This is a genomic window from Candidatus Enterococcus moelleringii (assembly GCF_017377575.1).
GTDB classification, from domain to species: domain Bacteria; phylum Bacillota; class Bacilli; order Lactobacillales; family Enterococcaceae; genus Enterococcus_A; species Enterococcus_A moelleringii.
The window spans coordinates 14,324-31,119 of the sequence record NZ_JAFREM010000015.1 but is presented as its reverse complement, the minus strand read 5'-3'; the positions used below and the strand labels follow the sequence as shown (position 1 = coordinate 31,119).

18 protein-coding genes are annotated in these 16,796 nt (G+C 39.3%); 14 read left to right on the top strand and 4 right to left on the bottom strand.

Going from position 1 to position 16,796, the window contains the following annotated elements; genetic code table 11:
- The first annotated feature begins 12 nt into the window (after positions 1 to 12).
- The 3 genes from rnpA (at position 13) to jag (ending at position 2,012) form a co-directional block, all read left to right on the top strand.
- A complete protein-coding gene (gene rnpA / locus JZO70_RS09365) occupies positions 13 to 372 on the top strand; it encodes a ribonuclease P protein component (protein ID WP_207673298.1) in 360 nt (119 codons plus the stop codon).
- Positions 369 to 1,196, top strand: a complete 828-nt coding sequence (locus JZO70_RS09360) for a membrane protein insertase YidC (RefSeq protein ID WP_207673297.1) — start codon at positions 369 to 371, stop codon at positions 1,194 to 1,196. Before rnpA ends, JZO70_RS09360 begins: the two co-directional genes overlap by 4 nt.
- A gap of 63 nt (positions 1,197 to 1,259) precedes the next feature.
- Complete coding sequence (gene jag / locus JZO70_RS09355) at positions 1,260 to 2,012, top strand: RNA-binding cell elongation regulator Jag/EloR (RefSeq protein ID WP_207673296.1); 753 nt, start codon at positions 1,260 to 1,262, stop codon at positions 2,010 to 2,012.
- 243 nt (positions 2,013 to 2,255) lie between these two features.
- Here the strand turns inward: jag and JZO70_RS09350 are convergent, their stop codons facing one another.
- From JZO70_RS09350 to JZO70_RS09335, 4 genes are all read right to left on the bottom strand, one after another.
- Complete coding sequence (locus JZO70_RS09350; RefSeq protein ID WP_207673295.1) at positions 2,256 to 2,849, bottom strand: DUF2922 domain-containing protein; 594 nt, start codon at positions 2,847 to 2,849, stop codon at positions 2,256 to 2,258.
- A gap of 59 nt (positions 2,850 to 2,908) precedes the next feature.
- Complete coding sequence (locus JZO70_RS09345; protein WP_207673294.1) at positions 2,909 to 3,292, bottom strand: hypothetical protein; 384 nt, start codon at positions 3,290 to 3,292, stop codon at positions 2,909 to 2,911.
- A gap of 266 nt (positions 3,293 to 3,558) precedes the next feature.
- Positions 3,559 to 3,822 (bottom strand): DUF2922 domain-containing protein, encoded by a 264-nt coding sequence (locus JZO70_RS09340; RefSeq protein WP_242703874.1) that lies wholly within the window; start codon positions 3,820 to 3,822, stop codon positions 3,559 to 3,561.
- 1 nt (position 3,823) lies between these two features.
- Positions 3,824 to 4,051: a hypothetical protein gene (locus tag JZO70_RS09335; RefSeq protein WP_207673293.1), complete on the bottom strand. Its 228-nt coding sequence runs from the start codon at positions 4,049 to 4,051 to the stop codon at positions 3,824 to 3,826.
- Between the two features lie 565 nt (positions 4,052 to 4,616).
- Between JZO70_RS09335 and JZO70_RS09330 the strand changes: the two genes are divergently transcribed.
- The 11 genes from JZO70_RS09330 to JZO70_RS09280 all read left to right on the top strand — a co-directional run bounded on the left by JZO70_RS09330 (position 4,617) and on the right by JZO70_RS09280 (position 15,897).
- Positions 4,617 to 6,584: a BglG family transcription antiterminator gene (locus JZO70_RS09330; protein WP_207673292.1), complete on the top strand. Its 1,968-nt coding sequence runs from the start codon at positions 4,617 to 4,619 to the stop codon at positions 6,582 to 6,584.
- 17 nt (positions 6,585 to 6,601) lie between these two features.
- Positions 6,602 to 7,078 (top strand): PTS sugar transporter subunit IIA, encoded by a 477-nt coding sequence (locus tag JZO70_RS09325; protein WP_207673291.1) that lies wholly within the window; start codon positions 6,602 to 6,604, stop codon positions 7,076 to 7,078.
- Between the two features lie 12 nt (positions 7,079 to 7,090).
- Positions 7,091 to 7,375, top strand: coding sequence for a PTS sugar transporter subunit IIB (locus JZO70_RS09320; protein WP_207673290.1), 285 nt, complete (start codon positions 7,091 to 7,093; stop codon positions 7,373 to 7,375).
- Between the two features lie 26 nt (positions 7,376 to 7,401).
- Entirely contained in the window at positions 7,402 to 8,778 is a 1,377-nt protein-coding gene (locus JZO70_RS09315) for a PTS galactitol transporter subunit IIC (protein ID WP_207673289.1), read from the top strand.
- Between the two features lie 63 nt (positions 8,779 to 8,841).
- On the top strand, positions 8,842 to 9,351 hold the full coding sequence (locus JZO70_RS09310) for a hypothetical protein (protein ID WP_207673288.1): 510 nt from the start codon (positions 8,842 to 8,844) through the stop codon (positions 9,349 to 9,351).
- A gap of 15 nt (positions 9,352 to 9,366) precedes the next feature.
- Complete coding sequence (locus JZO70_RS09305) at positions 9,367 to 10,008, top strand: class II aldolase/adducin family protein (RefSeq protein WP_207673287.1); 642 nt, start codon at positions 9,367 to 9,369, stop codon at positions 10,006 to 10,008.
- A 369-nt stretch (positions 10,009 to 10,377) separates the two neighbouring features.
- A complete protein-coding gene (gene mnmE / locus JZO70_RS09300; protein WP_207673286.1) occupies positions 10,378 to 11,772 on the top strand; it encodes a tRNA uridine-5-carboxymethylaminomethyl(34) synthesis GTPase MnmE in 1,395 nt (464 codons plus the stop codon).
- Between the two features lie 11 nt (positions 11,773 to 11,783).
- Positions 11,784 to 13,676, top strand: a complete 1,893-nt coding sequence (gene mnmG / locus JZO70_RS09295) for a tRNA uridine-5-carboxymethylaminomethyl(34) synthesis enzyme MnmG (RefSeq protein ID WP_207673285.1) — start codon at positions 11,784 to 11,786, stop codon at positions 13,674 to 13,676.
- A 378-nt stretch (positions 13,677 to 14,054) separates the two neighbouring features.
- On the top strand, positions 14,055 to 14,480 hold the full coding sequence (locus JZO70_RS22420) for a GNAT family N-acetyltransferase (protein WP_207673284.1): 426 nt from the start codon (positions 14,055 to 14,057) through the stop codon (positions 14,478 to 14,480).
- 233 nt (positions 14,481 to 14,713) lie between these two features.
- Positions 14,714 to 15,601, top strand: coding sequence for a diacylglycerol/lipid kinase family protein (locus JZO70_RS09285; RefSeq protein WP_207673283.1), 888 nt, complete (start codon positions 14,714 to 14,716; stop codon positions 15,599 to 15,601).
- A 68-nt stretch (positions 15,602 to 15,669) separates the two neighbouring features.
- Positions 15,670 to 15,897, top strand: a complete 228-nt coding sequence (locus JZO70_RS09280; RefSeq protein WP_207673282.1) for a hypothetical protein — start codon at positions 15,670 to 15,672, stop codon at positions 15,895 to 15,897.
- The last annotated feature ends 899 nt before the right edge of the window (positions 15,898 to 16,796 follow it).

The window sequence follows — 16,796 nt, the reverse complement described above, 5'->3', positions numbered from 1 at the left end:
GAAGGAAGCTGAATGAAAAAAGCATACCGCGTAAAGAAAGAAAAAGAGTTTCAAAAAGTTTTTCAGGAGGGAACTTCCTTTGCCAATCGCAAATTTGTTGTTTATCGATTAGAGCCTTCTGATCAACCCCATTTTAGAGTTGGACTTTCTGTAGGTAAAAAGATTGGAAATGCGGTAGCCCGCAATCGAGTAAAACGTCTTATTCGGGCCGTTTTGCAAGAATTGGCACCGGCGATTGATCCTAGGCTGGATTTTATAGTGATTGCCCGTCCTGCGATCAAAGACCTTTCCTATGAAGAAGTGCGCTCTAATTTGATACACGTCTTAAAATTAGCAAAAATTTTGAATGAGGAAGGGAACAGAATTAAGTGAAGAAATACAATCGAATAATTTTAATGGCAGGTTTGCTTGCCTTAGTAGTCTTATTGTCTGCCTGTGGTACTGGCGATGTAGACGCGAACAGTACCGGTATTTGGAGCCGATACATTATCTACTACTTTGGTGAAGCAATTCAAGCATTGTCCTTTGGCAGCGTTGGTGTAGGGATTATTTTGTTTACGATCATTATCCGGATTATCCTGATGCCTTTGATGCACTTCCAAACAAAAAGCATGCGTAAAACGCAAGAGCTGCAGCCGAAAATCAAAGCGCTTCAACAAAAGTATGCTTCCCGGGATCAAGAAACCCAAGCCAAGCTGCAAGCTGAAACCAAGAAGCTGTATGCAGAGCACAATGTAAATCCGTATGCCGGATGTTTGCCGCTGGTGGTTCAAATGCCAGTAATGATTGCTTTGTATCAATCTATTTTGCGCGTACCAGCGTTAAGACAAGGCCAATTCATGTGGTTAGACTTAAGTGCTCCTGATCCATACTTCATTTTACCGATTCTAGCAGCGATCTTTACCTTTGCTAGTACGTATCTGTCAAGTATGAGTCAATTGGAATCAAACCCTTCCACAAAGATTATGACCTTTTTCATGCCAGTAATGATTTTTGTAATGGGTATGAATTTAGCTAGTGGTTTGTCACTATACTGGGTGGTTTCAAATGCCTTCCAAACGGTTCAAACTTTATTGATTAACAATCCGTTTAAAATTCGTCAGGAAAGAGCCGAAGAAGCTCGTCGAATTCGTCAAAAAGAACGGGCATTGGAAAGAGCAAAAAATCCAAAGAAAAAACAAAAACGCAAAAAGTAAAAACACTGGTCCATTCATTTATTGAGTGTCCAGTATGAAAATAGAACAAGGAGGTAAGGATGAATGCCTGTTTATGAAGGTGCTACGATTGATGAAGCAATCAAGCATGGATTAGATGTTCTAGGGTTAACCAAAGATGAAGCTGAAATCAGCATCTTGGATGAAGGAAAAAAAGGATTCTTAGGAATCGGTAAAAAGAATGCGCAAGTATCCATTGAACCAACTGTTGCGGAAGAAATCAGTGAAGCTGTTGAAGAAGCGGTGGAAGAAGTGATGGGCGAACCCGTCACCGAACCTGTCGTAGAAAAAATTAGTGAAACAGCTATTTCAGAAGAGCTTAGCGAGTTGGACAATGAAGAAGCCATCAAACACTTAGCCATTTATCTGACAGATATAACGAGAGAAATGGGTGTACCCGCGTTAGTAAAAATTGAGCGGGGAGACAATAATCTGACAATCTTCAACTTGGAAACGAACAAACAAGGCATGCTGATTGGTAAACACGGAAAGATCTTGAACGCTTTGCAGTATTTAGCGCAAGTCTTTGTTCACCGAGTAGCCAAAAATAAACTTTCAGTGGTTGTGAATGTCGGCAACTACCGCCAAAAACGCGAAGAAGTACTGGTACGCTTAGCGAAGCGTACCGCTGAAAAAGTCAAAGAAACTGGACGTCCAGTCTTCTTAGAACCAATGCCAGCCTTCGAACGTAAGATGATTCATTCAGCATTAAGCTATGATGATTACATCAAAACCCATTCCGAAGGCGAAGAACCTTATCGCTATTTAGTAGTAGAACCGGCTAAAAAATACTTTTAGCATAAAAGCTAGAGCTTAACAGGCTGCAAACGAAGTCCTAAACAAGGGATGATGTTTGCAGTCTTTTTTTATGCTTTTCCCCAATAACGTATCGATTAGTATGTAATTTTCAAGGAACGAATGGATCTTTTGCGAAGGACCCAATCTTCGCGGATGCTTGGTATTGAGGGCTCTCATCATGAACAAATCATGATGAAACCTCGGCTAACGATCGATCAAATTAGCATTTAACTTGCGGGCAGGTTATTCAAGACTTTTCTTCTGTTGTTCCTGCGCTTTTCTCCGATTTCTCCTGCGCCGCAGTATTTCTGAGATGCGGTAGTTGGAGTTTGGTTGAGTTTCAGTTGGAGTTTCAGGTGTTTCCTCCACTATTTCAGGTGTTGCTGGTAACGTTTCTTTTGGCTTATCAAGAGAGACTTGGGGCACTGCTGGTAATGCTTTATAGCTGCTTTGAGCTTTTACTTCTTCTAGTTTTTGATTTTTATCGGCTTCAGCAACTTCTTCCACCGTTTTTTCTTCTAAAGATACTTCCGGTACGTCCATCACAGGCTCAGCAGGCGCATAAGCCAACATGGACTGGTTCAAGATCACTGGTGCATTAGCTTCGCCAAAATATTCGTCACCAATAAAAACTGGTGTCTCAATCGTTTCTACATACTTGGCGCTAACTACTTCTTGGAACAAACCAACGCCGTCTTTTTCAAAGATGTCTAAGGTGGTTAGCAATTCTAGCGACTGTTTGATTTCAGCTGGACTTAGATCAGTATTGGGATCTTTGATGTTAAGCGTGTGCTTTTTTCCAAGACTATTTAGGAATTTGGTTTCGAGTTTAATCATTTTGTTTACTCCTTCCATTTATTTTTTGCGTAGGGGACAGGACAGTAACATCGTCAAAATCAGGTGGCAGCTGCTTCAATCGGCAATAACTTGGCAAGTGGTGACAGGATCAGGGACTTGGCTTTTTCAATAAAATTACGAACAGGGAACACTCTCAAATTTATTCTCTTCCACTCCGACGTCTCGAAGTAATCCTGGAAAAAGTAGATGAATTTCTTCATGGTTTTGGTTACTTTGGTTCGGGTAAATAGATACTTCACTAGATCTTTTAACACCAAAGCAAACTCCTCCGCACCTAACTGGTAGCGAACACGTAACGCTAGCAATAGTTGGATCGTCGTGGCGTTGTCTTGGGTTTCCTCATAAAAATCCATCATGCGCTGCTCGATGGTGTTTAGTGATAAGTTGAAAATCTGATTGGGTGTGAAGGGTTGCTCTGACATCTCATATCTCCTGCTTTCTCGTAAATTTAGGTAATAATTTTTTTCAAAAATTAGTTTGATCCTCGAGCCGCATACCATTCTGCTAGGTGGCTCGATCAGTGTTTCGGTTTAGAGTTGTTTGAAGGATGTTTAATCCTTATAGAACTGCGAAAAGCAGAACTGGCATCCTCTAATGGACAGAAGACTATCCACAACTACCACTGTTGTGCGCACAAACTAGTAACAACGGGAATTGGCAGGATATCCTACTTAATATTGCTTAGCTCTTAGCGACGTTTATAGGCAGCTAAGGCTTCTTGTTCTAAATCAAAGACAGGTGTTTCAATCGTTTCTACAAATTTGGCACTAATGAGAGTTTCATAGGAACGGACGCCATCTTTTTGGAACAGATTCAGTCCGACAAAATCAGTTAACAAGGTTTTGATTTGAGATGGTGTTTTGGTTGTATCGGGATCTTTGAAGCTGATTGTCTGACTTTTACCCATGGCATTTCTAAAGTTCACCACTAATTTCTTCACGCTGTTTATCATCTTATTCAATCCCCTCAGTCATGTCTTTGATCACACGAGATTGTACGGTCATAATTACGCTATCGAAGCTGCTTCCGGTTTTAGATAACCCAGCTACGATTTCTCCCAGTCGTACGACTTCTGCTTCGGGTGGGTTATCAATTACGTTTTGAAAATTCACTTTCTTCTGTTTGTCTTCGCCTTCTTGTTCGATTAGTACTTTCAGTTTGGTGCCTAGCTTCTGAATCATTTTTTGAATTCCTCCATTTTCTGTTGTTGTTTATCTTTTTATTTTTTGTTGCTGTGATGTTGCCCCGGCCGGTGATTAAACGATAAGATATTTCCAGCAAAAATGCCACATGCGACTTAGAAGGGTCATCTACGACTTAGAGAACTTTCAATTTTTGAAAACCTTGATTTAAAGAGATTCTTGATTTTTTGGATAGAAAAAACGGCTCTAAGTCGAAGGTGAATTCCTGCCCACTTTTTTTGCGAAAAAAGTCCTGAAGTGCTAGAAACGTTGATATAACAATAAATTCCGTCTTAAACTTTTCTTAAGGTTTTCAGCGGGAATCGGATAAACAGAGAGAAAAAGAGTAGGAAAAGAAGCCGACGTCCATCCTTAGATAGAAAGTTACTTCCTTCAACGTTGTTATTTATATAGTGTTTGAATCTATGAGATAGTCATCTGCAAATTACAACTAAAAAGAAAGTTCCACAATAATGTGGAAAAAAGAATGCATGTTAATAAGAAATTTTTTTCGATAAGATAGATATATAAAGAATTCTTTATAAAACAGGGAGATGGGGAAGATATGAACAAAAAGTCTTTTCGGCAATGCCAACTGTTCAAGCTGTTGTCTAGCGAAAAAGAGTACCGATCCTCTCGATATTTTAGTGAGATACTGGCTGTCTCAACTAAAACTGTATACAACGACATGAATAAATTGAATGAAGCAATGAAGGAATTTGATTTGTTTATCGAAAAAAAACCTAGTTCAGGATTTCTGTTAATTGGTGAAGCAAAAAAACGTAAATTATTTGAGCAGTATCTTCTTTCTTTACAGGAGGAGAAAACCGATTACTTTACTACAGAAGACCGACAAATCGATATTGTTTGCAATTTATTACGCAGTAAAAAAGGTATTTTGCAAGAGGAGTTAGAAGAGAAATACTATATTTCAGATTCAACGCTGCGCCTAGATTTGGAACAGATTCGTGGAGACCATTCGATGCAATTTTTCAGCCGTAACAGAGGACGTATTTGTTTGAAAGGAGATGAAGCATCAGTTCAATATTTGGTAAAAAATTACTTAATGGAAAAAATTCCATGGTCAGTTATCGATTTAGAACAAAAAAGTAAAGTAAGTCGTTTTTTTACAGAAGAAGAAGTTAGTTTTGCCAAAGAAAGTTTAAAGCAAGTGCTGATATTATCAAATGCTGTAACTTCCGATTATTACATGAATTCGTTGTTTTTCTTTTTCTTAGTATTTGGTATCCGAGTGAATCATGAATTCCACTACTGTCATGACGTAATGAGTAAAGAAGACTTGAGTATGTTGGAAACCTACTTTATCTCTTATGAATTAACGAGTTTTTATCGCGAGCAGTTTCAATTGGAATTGACAAAAAAGGATATACAAGCAATTAACGAGCAGTTATATGCTAATGGTATTTATTTGACCTTGGATCCTGAAACAATTGATCCAGCAACTGAAAAAACCGTAGATAATATTTTGAGAAATCTGGGAAATCTTTTGAAAGTAGATATTTCTGACGATGTAGAACTAAAGCGTTCTTTGATGGCTCACATACCGCCAATGGTTTTTCGGTTAAAACGTAATATGCGGATCGAAAATCCTTTACTTGGAGAAATTAAGAAGCAGTATCTGCTGCTGTTCTCACTTTTGTGGTATGTCCTTAGTGATTTAGAGGAACAATACGATATTCGTTTAAATGATGATGAAATTTCATTTTTATTGATTTATTTCCAAGTTTCATTGGAGAAACGTCATGGTGTGTATTTTAAAAATATCGTGATAGTTTGCCCCCGGGGACTATCTACTTCAGAGCTGCTTTATACCAAGGTTCGTGGGATGATTCCGATGCGGGATCGGGTATTAACGCGAACAGTAGAAGAGTTGCACGATCTATCCCTGGATGACATTGATTTTATTATTTCTACCGTCTATTTAGAAGTTGAAGAGGTGCCAGTCGTTTATGTCTCACCTCTGTTGACTGGAGCTGATGCTATTAAAATTATGGATGAGTATGCTAATCAAGACAATCAGTACAAGAGCATCGCCTTAACTAGCAAATCTACCATCTATAAAAATATAGATACCTTTATTGATGAAAAATATATCTTCTGCAAAAAGAACTTCTCGAATAAGCGAGAGTGTTTGGATTTCCTGATCGAAATCTATGAAAAAGAAGGAACTGTCTCAGAAAAATTCCGTCAATCTGTCTACGATCGTGAAGCGATGGGGGACACTAGTATCTATACAGGTGTAGGAATACCTCATGCAGCGCCTGAGACAATCCAGCATACGAAGATCAGCTTTGTTACATTAGAAAAACCGATTCAATGGGGTGCAAATGAGGTGAGCTTTATCGTTTTATTAGCAATATCCAACAAAGATGTTGATTTAGCGCGAGAGATCATAAAAAAAATCTTTAGTATGGCTGAGGATAAAACGGTAGTGGAACGAATTAATCGGATTGAAACTAAAATCCAACTTATTTCAGCAATACGAAACGAAGTATTTGAACAAAATCGATGAGTGGAAAGGTGATTATTGTGGCAGATAGTTTAATGGATATGTTTATTTCCAGCAATTTAGTACGAATAAATATTGAAGCGAAATCAGATTTAGAAGCCCTGCAACAACTTGCAGACATGATGATTGAAGAAAAAGTCGTCAAGGATTCCTTCAAAGAAGCCGTTCAGACACGAGAAAAAGAATTTCCTACGGGATTGTTGCTAGAACGTTTAGGTGTAGCAATCCCTCATACTGATGCGATTCACGTAGAAAAACAGTCACTGGCAATAGGTATCTTAAAGAATCCAGTGAAATTTCATGTGATGGGAGGAGATGAAAATGACTATGTAGATGTAAAAATCCTTTTTATGCTGGCAATTAAGAATCCGCATAAACAGCTGGAATTTTTACAAGCACTAATTAATCTTATGCAAGATGATCAGCAAATCTTGCAGCTATTAGATTCAACATCAGAAACAGAAGTTGTCGAAACGTTTAAAAAAATTATTCAATAGGAGGAATACAGAATGAAAAATATTTTATTGGCTTGCGGCTCAGGCATCGCTACATCAACCGCGGTAAACGCAAAAATCACAAAAATGCTAGATGAAAACGGGTATAAAGGAAAGTACAAGATTACCCAATGTAAAATTTCTGAAGCGACACAAAAATCCAGCAGCTATGACTTTTTAATTGCTACAACCATGGCACCAAAAGAGCTGAATTGTCCATTTGTTCCAGGGGTTTGTTTCTTAACTGGCGTCAATGCTCAAAAGTCGATCGATATGATTTTAGAATTGATGGAGAAGTAGTTTGGTTTAAATAAAGGAGGAAAAAAATGGATGCAATTATTTCGTTCTTTCAGTTTATTCAAGGATTAGGCGTTTCTGTCGTTATGCCTCTGGTTATCTTCATTTTAGGCTGTGTTTTAGGGACAGGCGTGGGTTCAAGTCTACGGGCTGGTTTGACAGTAGGTGTAGGTTTTATTGGGCTAAATTTAGTCATTAACAGCCTATTAGGTACAAGCTTATCGCCAGCTGTGCAAGAGATGATCAGCCGTTTTGGCTTAAATTTATCAATTATTGATGTTGGTTGGCCGGCTTCAGCAGCTATTGCGATGGGCTCAACGGTAGGATTAATCATTATTCCGTTAGGTTTATTGGTAAATATAGTCATGCTCTTGACGAATACAACACAAACAGTTGATGTTGATATCTGGGATTATTGGCATTTTGCCTTTACTGGAGCACTGGTTGCTATTCTTACTGACAGCTTGCCTCTAGGTATCTGTGCTGCGGTCATTAATATGGTCATTATTATGGTGTTGGCAGATTACACTGCACCAGAAGTTGAAAAATCGTTAGACTTGCCGGGCATTTCTTTGCCTCATGGATTTACGACTGCCTATGCACCGATTGCAATGCTTTTCAATAAAATAATGGATAAAATTCCAGTTATCAATAAGATCGAAATTAATATGGATACGGTCCAAAGACGCTTTGGCGTGTTCGGTGAACCAATTTTAGTAGGTACACTTTTAGGTATTGGTATTGGGATTCTAGCTGGTTATGATGCAACAGGTGTTTTAACATTAGGTGTTTCGCTAGGAGCAGTACTAGTCTTGATTCCTAAAATGGCAGCACTTCTAATGGAGGGCTTAATTCCAATTAGTGATGCCGCAAGTGAATTTATTCAAACAAGATTTCAAAATCGCGGCAAAATCTATATTGGTTTAGATTCTGCTGTAGGTGTTGGGCATCCCGTTACATTGGCTATTTCATTTGTTCTAGTTCCATTGCTGATTTTTATTGCGGTAATCTTACCAGGAAACCAAGTATTGCCATTTGCTGACTTAGCGGTTATTCCGTGGATGTTCGTTTTGATTACCCCGATCGTAAAGGAAAATGGCTTCCGCGGCATTATTATCGGGATTATTGTATTAGTCGTCGGTTTACTGATTGCGACTGATTTAGCACCAATGATCACTGTCGCAGCCCGCAACGTTAATTTTGAAATGCCGGAAGGTGCAAAAATGATCTCTTCTATCTGTGATGGTGCGAATCCATTAACTTGGGTACTAGTTCGCTTAAATGGATTAGGATATATCGGAACGGGTATTTCTGCTGTGGTGGCTGTAGTAATGGCTGTTTGGAATCGCGGTCGGATCAAACAAGAAGCTAAATTGCTGCACGAATCTGGTGCCAGCGGCGAATAAATTGATTAGACAGGCATTTGAAGTTTAAATGCCTGTCCACTAATCAAAAGGGAGGTTTTACTCATGCAGACAAAAATATTTTCTTATGACAAACTGCTCTTTTTTTTCGATGTAAAATTGACGGGCGGATTCAGTGGAATAATTACAGTAGTTTGCTTGTATTTAGGCATTGCTGGAAGGGTTAATCGCGGTATTCTATTTTTTATAGCACTCATTGCTTTTTATACCTTTTGGAATAGTTTTATCGGGAAATGTAACACTCAACAAGTAAAAATCAGCGAGACAACTCTTTCTTTTGAATCCTTAGGAAGAGAAGATTCTTACAAAATCGATGAAATTAAGAAAATTCGCGTGAGAGAATTTCCTACTGGTGGAAAAATGTATATTCGAATAAATGACTACAATCTATTAAAAGGCCGTTATTGGGTTCAGTTTAAGAAATTTAACGATGGCCAAGATTTAATGCGTCAGATATTAGACATTGAATACAAGATTCATCCAGAAACCTTAAAAGCAAGAGCTCGCAGAGTCAATACGCAATACTTGGAATTGGAGAAAAAACGCGGACAATAACGAGAGGGTGGATATATGTTTACTGCAGAAAAGGAAATGGTTATCGAAACAGGTAAAAAATTGGATCGATACGGTTTAATCGCCTTATCTGGCGGAAATGTCAGCTGGCGTATGGATTCAGGGGAAATTCTAGTGACACCCAGCGGGATGATCTATGAAGACCTTACTCCTGAGGACATTATCGTAATGGATATCGATGGAAATATTTTAGAGTCTAAGCGCAGACCAAGTGTTGATACAATCGCTTTGTTATACATTTTCCAAAAAAGGCCGGATATTAAAGGTATTATCCATACACATCAACCATACGCCACAGCTTTAGGCTTGATTGAAGACGAAATTCCGTGTAATTTGACCACCTTAGCCAATGCCGCCAGAGGAGATGTTAAAGTAGCGCCTTACTCTTCAGCAGCCAGTCTTGATATGGGAGTCAAAGCTGTTGATTATCTAGGCGAGCAGTTAGCAGTAGTACTAAAGCATCATGGTGTAATTGGTGTGGGAGACTCTTTAAAGCAAGCCTTGTATTCATGTGTCTATTTAGAAGAAGCTTGTAAAACGATCGTCGCAGCCAGGTCTTGCGGAAGAGAACTAGCCATGATGAATCAAGAACAAATCCGAGAAGCTGTAGACGTATTTAAAAATTATGGACAGAAATGAACGATTGGAATAATACAGGGATTCCTAACTATCTAAATCCTGTTTTATTTTTGGTGATTTTTGATTGAATACAGTCGTAAATATGAATGCTATCGCCATCTATTCGCTAAAATCCATCAGAACTGATTGACAAAGCTTAATAAAGCAAGTATATTGTGGTAGAAATCATTCTTATCAGAGTATACGACAGAGTTGTTCCTACTTTGATATGACCCTCGTCGTGGCGGGGGTTTTTTCAACTTGATAAATAAAATAAAATGTGCTAATGTAGCACAATAATATTGAGACAGCAGTCAAAGTGCGAAGTCCACCCGTTCATTACAAGGGGTGGAGTGGGCGCTTTTTTTGTGCGTTTAAGGAGGATTTTTCGTGGCAGAGATTTTGGAATTTGACACAATAGCAGCAATTTCCACACCTCCAGGAGAAGGAGCGATCAGCATTGTTCGTCTAAGCGGCGACCAAGCGGTTGAAATTGCGAGTAAAGTATTTCAAAGCGGTAAAAAATCTTTAAAAAATGTAGATAGTCACACCATCCATTATGGACATATTGTTGACCCTACCAGTCAACAGCTGGTAGATGAGGTTATGGTCAGCGTCATGAGAGCGCCCAAAACCTTCACTAGAGAAGATGTAGTAGAAATCAACTGTCATGGCGGTATTGTGGTGGTTAATGAGATGCTGCAGCTTATCTTGCGGCAAGGGGCACGTTTAGCAGAACCAGGTGAGTTCACCAAACGAGCATTTCTAAACGGCCGAGTGGATTTGTCACAGGCTGAAGCGGTGATGGATCTGATTCGAGCAAAAACCGATAAAGCGATGAATGTTGCGATTAATCAATTAGACGGCAACCTGTCTAAGTTGATCCGTCAATTGCGTCAAGAAATACTGGAAACCTTGGCTCAAGTAGAAGTAAATATCGACTATCCTGAGTACGACGATGTAGAAGAACTGACTACTAAGCTGTTGCTGGAGAAAGCCGCGCAAGTCAGTCAGCAAATTGACGCCCTGTTAGTAAACGCTAAACAAGGCAAAATTTTGCGGGAAGGCTTAAGCACAGCAATCATCGGTCGACCAAACGTCGGGAAATCGAGCTTATTGAATTATTTGCTGCATGAAGAAAAAGCCATCGTGACCGAGATTGCCGGTACCACTCGTGATGTAATTGAAGAATACGTGAATGTCCGAGGCGTACCGTTGAAATTAGTTGATACTGCCGGCATTCGTGAAACCGAAGATATTGTGGAACGAATTGGGGTAGAACGCAGCCGCAAAGCCTTGAGTGAAGCGGACTTGATTTTATTAGTCTTAAATCAAAGCGAAGAGCTGACCCTAGAAGATCGCAACTTATTAGAAGCAACTCAAAATTTAAAACGAATCATTTTGCTGAACAAGACCGACTTGCCAGCTAAATTGGACCAAGACGAATTGCGTCGTCTAACCGGTGAAGACGAGCTGTTGGCTATCTCTGTTTTGCAGCAGGATGGCTTGGATCAATTGGAAGAAGCGATCGCTGCCTTATTCTTTGGCGGTCAAACCGGCGAAAAGGATGCGACTTACGTATCTAATACTCGTCATATCGCGTTGCTGGAGAACGCCTCACAGGCGCTATATGAGGTGCAAGGCGGGATTGAGGCAGGAATGCCTGTTGACCTTGTTCAAATCGATATGACGCGTTGCTGGGACTATCTAGGCGAAATTGTCGGCGATAGTGTCCAGGATGAATTAATTACACAGCTATTTAGTCAATTCTGTCTAGGAAAATAAAGGAGAGAGTCATGGAATATCAAGCAGGATCATATGATGTCATCGTAGTAGGAGCCGGCCATGCCGGATCAGAAGCAGCCTTGTCTGCTGCACGCATGGGCTCAAAAACCTTATTAATTACAATCAATTTAGAAATGGTAGCCTTTATGCCATGCAACCCATCAATCGGAGGACCGGCCAAGGGTGTCGTTGTCCGTGAAATTGACGCATTAGGCGGCGAAATGGGCAAAAACATTGATAAAACCTATATTCAAATGCGGATGCTGAATACTGGTAAAGGACCAGCTGTCCGGGCCCTAAGAGCACAAGCCGACAAGCATGCTTACGCAGAAGAAATGAAGCATACGATTGAAAAAGAAGAAAACTTGACCTTGAAACAAGGCGTAGTGGATCGTTTAGTTGTTGAAGACGGTATCTGTAAAGGTGTTGTGACTTCCACTGGAGCTGTTTACTCAGCCAAAGCCGTTATTATTACTGCTGGAACAGCTTTACGAGGCGAAATTATTATTGGTGACTTGAAGTATTCTTCCGGCCCTAATAACTCTCAGCCTTCAATTAAGCTGTCTGACAATCTGAAAGAACTAGGCTTTGAGATTCACCGCTTTAAAACAGGCACCCCACCGCGGGTAAAATCCGGCACAATTGATTACAGCAAAACCGAAATTCAACCAGGGGATGAAGCACCAAATCATTTCAGCTACGGTACACCAGACGAAGCTTACAACATGGAACAAGTACCTTGCTGGTTAACCTATACGAACCCTAGAAGCCATGAAATCATTCAAGCCAACTTGCATCGCGCACCGATGTTTACTGGTATCGTGGAAGGTGTAGGCGCTCGTTATTGCCCTTCGATTGAAGATAAGATTGTTCGCTTCTCAGATAAAAGCCGTCACCAATTATTCTTGGAGCCGGAAGGTTTGCATACCGAAGAAGTTTACGTACAAGGGCTATCTACTTCTTTACCAGAAGATGTCCAAAACGACGTATTACACTCAATTGAAGGCTTGGAAAATGCGGAAATGATGCGGACAGGTTATGCGATCGAGTACGATATGGTGGCACCTCATCAGCTGCGTCCAACACTGGAAACAAAGGTAGTTGAAAATCTTTATACAGCTGGCCAAACTAATGGTACCAGCGGCTATGAAGAAGCTGCTGGCCAGGGCTTAATTGCCGGAATCAATGCTGCCTTGAAAATTCAAGGCAAAGAACCATTCATTATGAAACGCAGCGATGGGTACATCGGTGTCATGATCGATGACTTAGTAACTAAAGGAACCAACGAACCTTACCGTTTGTTGACTTCTCGTGCGGAATACCGTTTGATTTTGCGTCATGATAATGCCGACTTGCGTTTGACAGAAGCTGGACATCAAATTGGTTTGGTAGAAGAAGAACAATACCAAAACTATTTGTCTAAGAAAGCCAACGTCGAAGAAGAAATCAAACGATTAGAAACAATCCGTATCAAACCAACTGCTGAAGTTCAAAGCTTCCTACGGGAAAAAGGCAGTGCGGAATTGAAGGATGGTGTCTTAGCAGCCGATTTCTTGAAACGTCCAGAGATCAGCTATCAAGAAGTCATTCAATTTATTCCTGCCAATGACAACCTAACTGCTAAAGAAGTGGAACAAGTAGAGATCCAAATCAAGTATGAAGGCTACATCAAAAAAGCGATGGAAAAAGTAGAAAAATTGAAACGTTTGGAAGCAAAACGCATTCCAGAACGGATTGACTACGAAGCAATCAACGGCTTGGCTACCGAAGCACGCCAAAAATTGCTAAAGATTCAACCAGAAACTATCGCTCAAGCCAGCCGGATCAGCGGCGTAAATCCAGCTGATATCAGTATCTTGATGGTCTATATCGAACAAGGAAAAATTGCCAAAGTAGAAGTATAAAATGATTTATCCTTCGATCTAAAGAGTTATATATTTCGCAAAATCAGCGACCGATCCATCTTGCCAGGTCTAGTGACCAGAGTGTAGATGTCGGTCGTTATTTTTGTGGACTTGTGCCCAAGAAGCCGCTTTTCCTGAAGTTGTGTTCAAAGACCTCGCTTGTCTAGTCACCTGCTTTGACAGTGAGAGGGGATGATTCCCAGGAACATAAAGAAATACCTCAGTGCTTAAAACCAATCTGTTATAATTGATTGAAACGCTTTTAAAATTTGCAGTGAATAGATAAAGAAATTAGCTGCTTTGAGATTGCTATGGCTCGTTAGTTGCAAGCGATGCTGACAGAAATAAAATTCGTTAGAGAGACTTAGGTGAATAGAAGTGAATATTGTAGAAAATAATACCCTTGAGATGCAAGAATTGGTCAAAGACAAAATAGTTGAATTTGGGAACAGCAGCTTACCTCCTTCAATTGATACATTGCCAGAATCCACTTACGGCTGTTACTTGTATGATGAGACAACTAAGCTGATGGGTGGTATTGTTGCCCACTGCTTCTGGAATATCATGCATATTGATTTTTTCTGGGTAGATGAATCCTTGCGTGGTCAAGGGCAAGGAAGAAATTTGCTGAATAAAATGGAGAGTATCGCAAAAAGAGAAAAATGCAAAGTGATTCATTTAGAAACCTTTTCCTTTGAGGCACCGCGATTCTATGAAAAAAACGGCTATAAGGAATTTGGAAAGATCAAAGATGTTCCGGTAGCGGACTGCGATTACTTTTTCTTTAAGAAAGAGATTCAATAATTCTTTAGTTCGTTAATTGAAGAATCGCAATCTTTTATAGTTAATAAACAAGCTGCTAAGAAAAGTCAGTTGGATTCTTCTTATTGATCGTTTGCTGGAAAACAAGTTGTTAAGTACGAGTCTCTTAGCTTATAACTTTTAAGTAAATCCAGTATGATGAGGATAACGATTAAACATTCGCTGATAGTAAAATAGTGGAGTGGCTTAGTTGATTGATTTATTGGAGGTGTCTTATGAAAAACGTTTTATTGATCGTTAATCCTAGCTCTGGTGGTGAAAAAGCTAAGGAGTACGAAGCTTCAGCAAAAGAGAAACTAGCGAGCCTTTTTGATAAGGTGGAAGTGAAGCGGACCGAGAAGGCAGGAGATGCGGAGAATTTTGCAGCAAAAGCAGCGCAAGAACAGTATCACAGCGTATTCACGATGGGTGGAGATGGGACTGTTAATGAAGCGGTTAATGGCTTAGCTGGGCAAGAAAATCGTCCAAATTTCGGCTTTTTCCCTTTAGGAACGGTCAACGATTTGGCCCGAGCTCTTAACATGCCTTTAGATCCTAAAGAAGCGATCTCTTCTTTAGATATTACCAAACAAAGACACCTGGATATTGGCAAAATAAACGATCGCTATTTCACTAATGTCGTTGCGATTGGTGCTATTCCTGAAGGGATTAACCAGGTTGATACTAAAGAAAAAACCAAGTTTGGCAAAATGGCCTACTTCATTTCAGGAGCGAAACAGCTGTCGGCTAATCAATCCTACCAATTCAAGCTGACTATCGATGGGGAAGAACAGGAAATCGAAAGCAGCACCTTATTGATTGGTTTGACTAACTCAATTGGCGGGTTTGAATCTCTGATACCAAATGCCACAATCGACGATGGCAAATTACATCTGCTATACTTAAAAGACCAAAAGTTTTTGGATACAGTAAAGACCGTGCCAGATCTCTTAAAAGGAATAACAGAATCCACTAAAAACGTTGCGTATCTGACAGCAGAAAACTTGATCATTGAAGTGTTAAATCAGGCAAAGCTAGCTACTAACGTAGATGGAGATCCAGGGGCGGCGTTACCGGTAAAGATTCAAGTACTACCGGCTCACCTGACTGTCTATTCAGGCTAAATAGAAAAAGGCAGACATACAAATTAATGGTTAATGATTGTTGTTGTTTAAAATTGGAGGATAAATCGATGGAAGAAACAGTCTTTTTCAACTTAGGAAATGCTTTAGCATCAAAACGTGATCCAAAAGAATTAATTAAAGAAGCACAAATTGTAAAGGATCAGAGAGAGTCATTAGGGAAATTGGTTATTGTAGAAGATCCAGCGAATGGCGATCATATTCTATTTGAATTATCGGATCAAGAATCAAATTCTGAGGAAAACAAAGCCTTCAAAATGAAGAAAGTACTGGAGTAAATGATATAGCTGTCAGCTGATAAATTTGGCCGACAGCTGTTTTTTATTATTTCGATAGATAGTTATTTTAATTCGAGTGAACCAGCTAAAATGTTTCACGTGTAACATTTTTAAACTTAAAAATGACAGTGTTTGAGGAATAGCAAACAATCAACTTTCTGTAGGTCGCAACTCACCAGATAAGACCAGTTATTACCGTTGGATTTGCGAGATAAATCGAAGATAAAGCTGGAAGGGGAAAAATTTATTAGTTGAGATAGTCGGATTTTAAATCCGTATATGAGCTATGAAAAGTTGTTTTGAATAACGACAAATCCGATGGTGGCAAAAAATATTGTATTGGAAAAATTCACTGTTTAAGTGTTTTTTGTTTGGTATTGATAGGTTTTATATGTGTTTGAGAATATCGCTTAATTTGATTGGGTTATAGATGAGTCCTTTATTTAAATAACGAGATATATTGTTTTTGCTAATTGCTAAATCAACAGAATTCCCAAATTTATAGTTGTGATCCGGGAGTGCATACCGGTATCTTCACAGTTTATGTGCTTTCTTATTATTTATTTTTCATTGAGTTAGATAAGTACTCAGATTCGACGTTTTACGCTATAAACATGAGCCTGTCTTCCAATTGATCCCAATATTTACAAGACAAGCCTGATATTCATCTGTGGAAGTTGCAGAAGAATTAATTTATCAGTTATTCAGCATGTAGTTATTTTTAAAGATAGATAAATTTGTATCACGTTATATATCTTTACTCATGTCACTATGTTTAGTGAACTTTGGTTGAGGACATCTGATCCCTTATTTGAGATTCAACTCTACGATTGAATATGTTAGTGTGAGAGGTTTGGTTTGTTTAGGAAACTAAATGTACCTTCAAGAAGCGTAGTCAG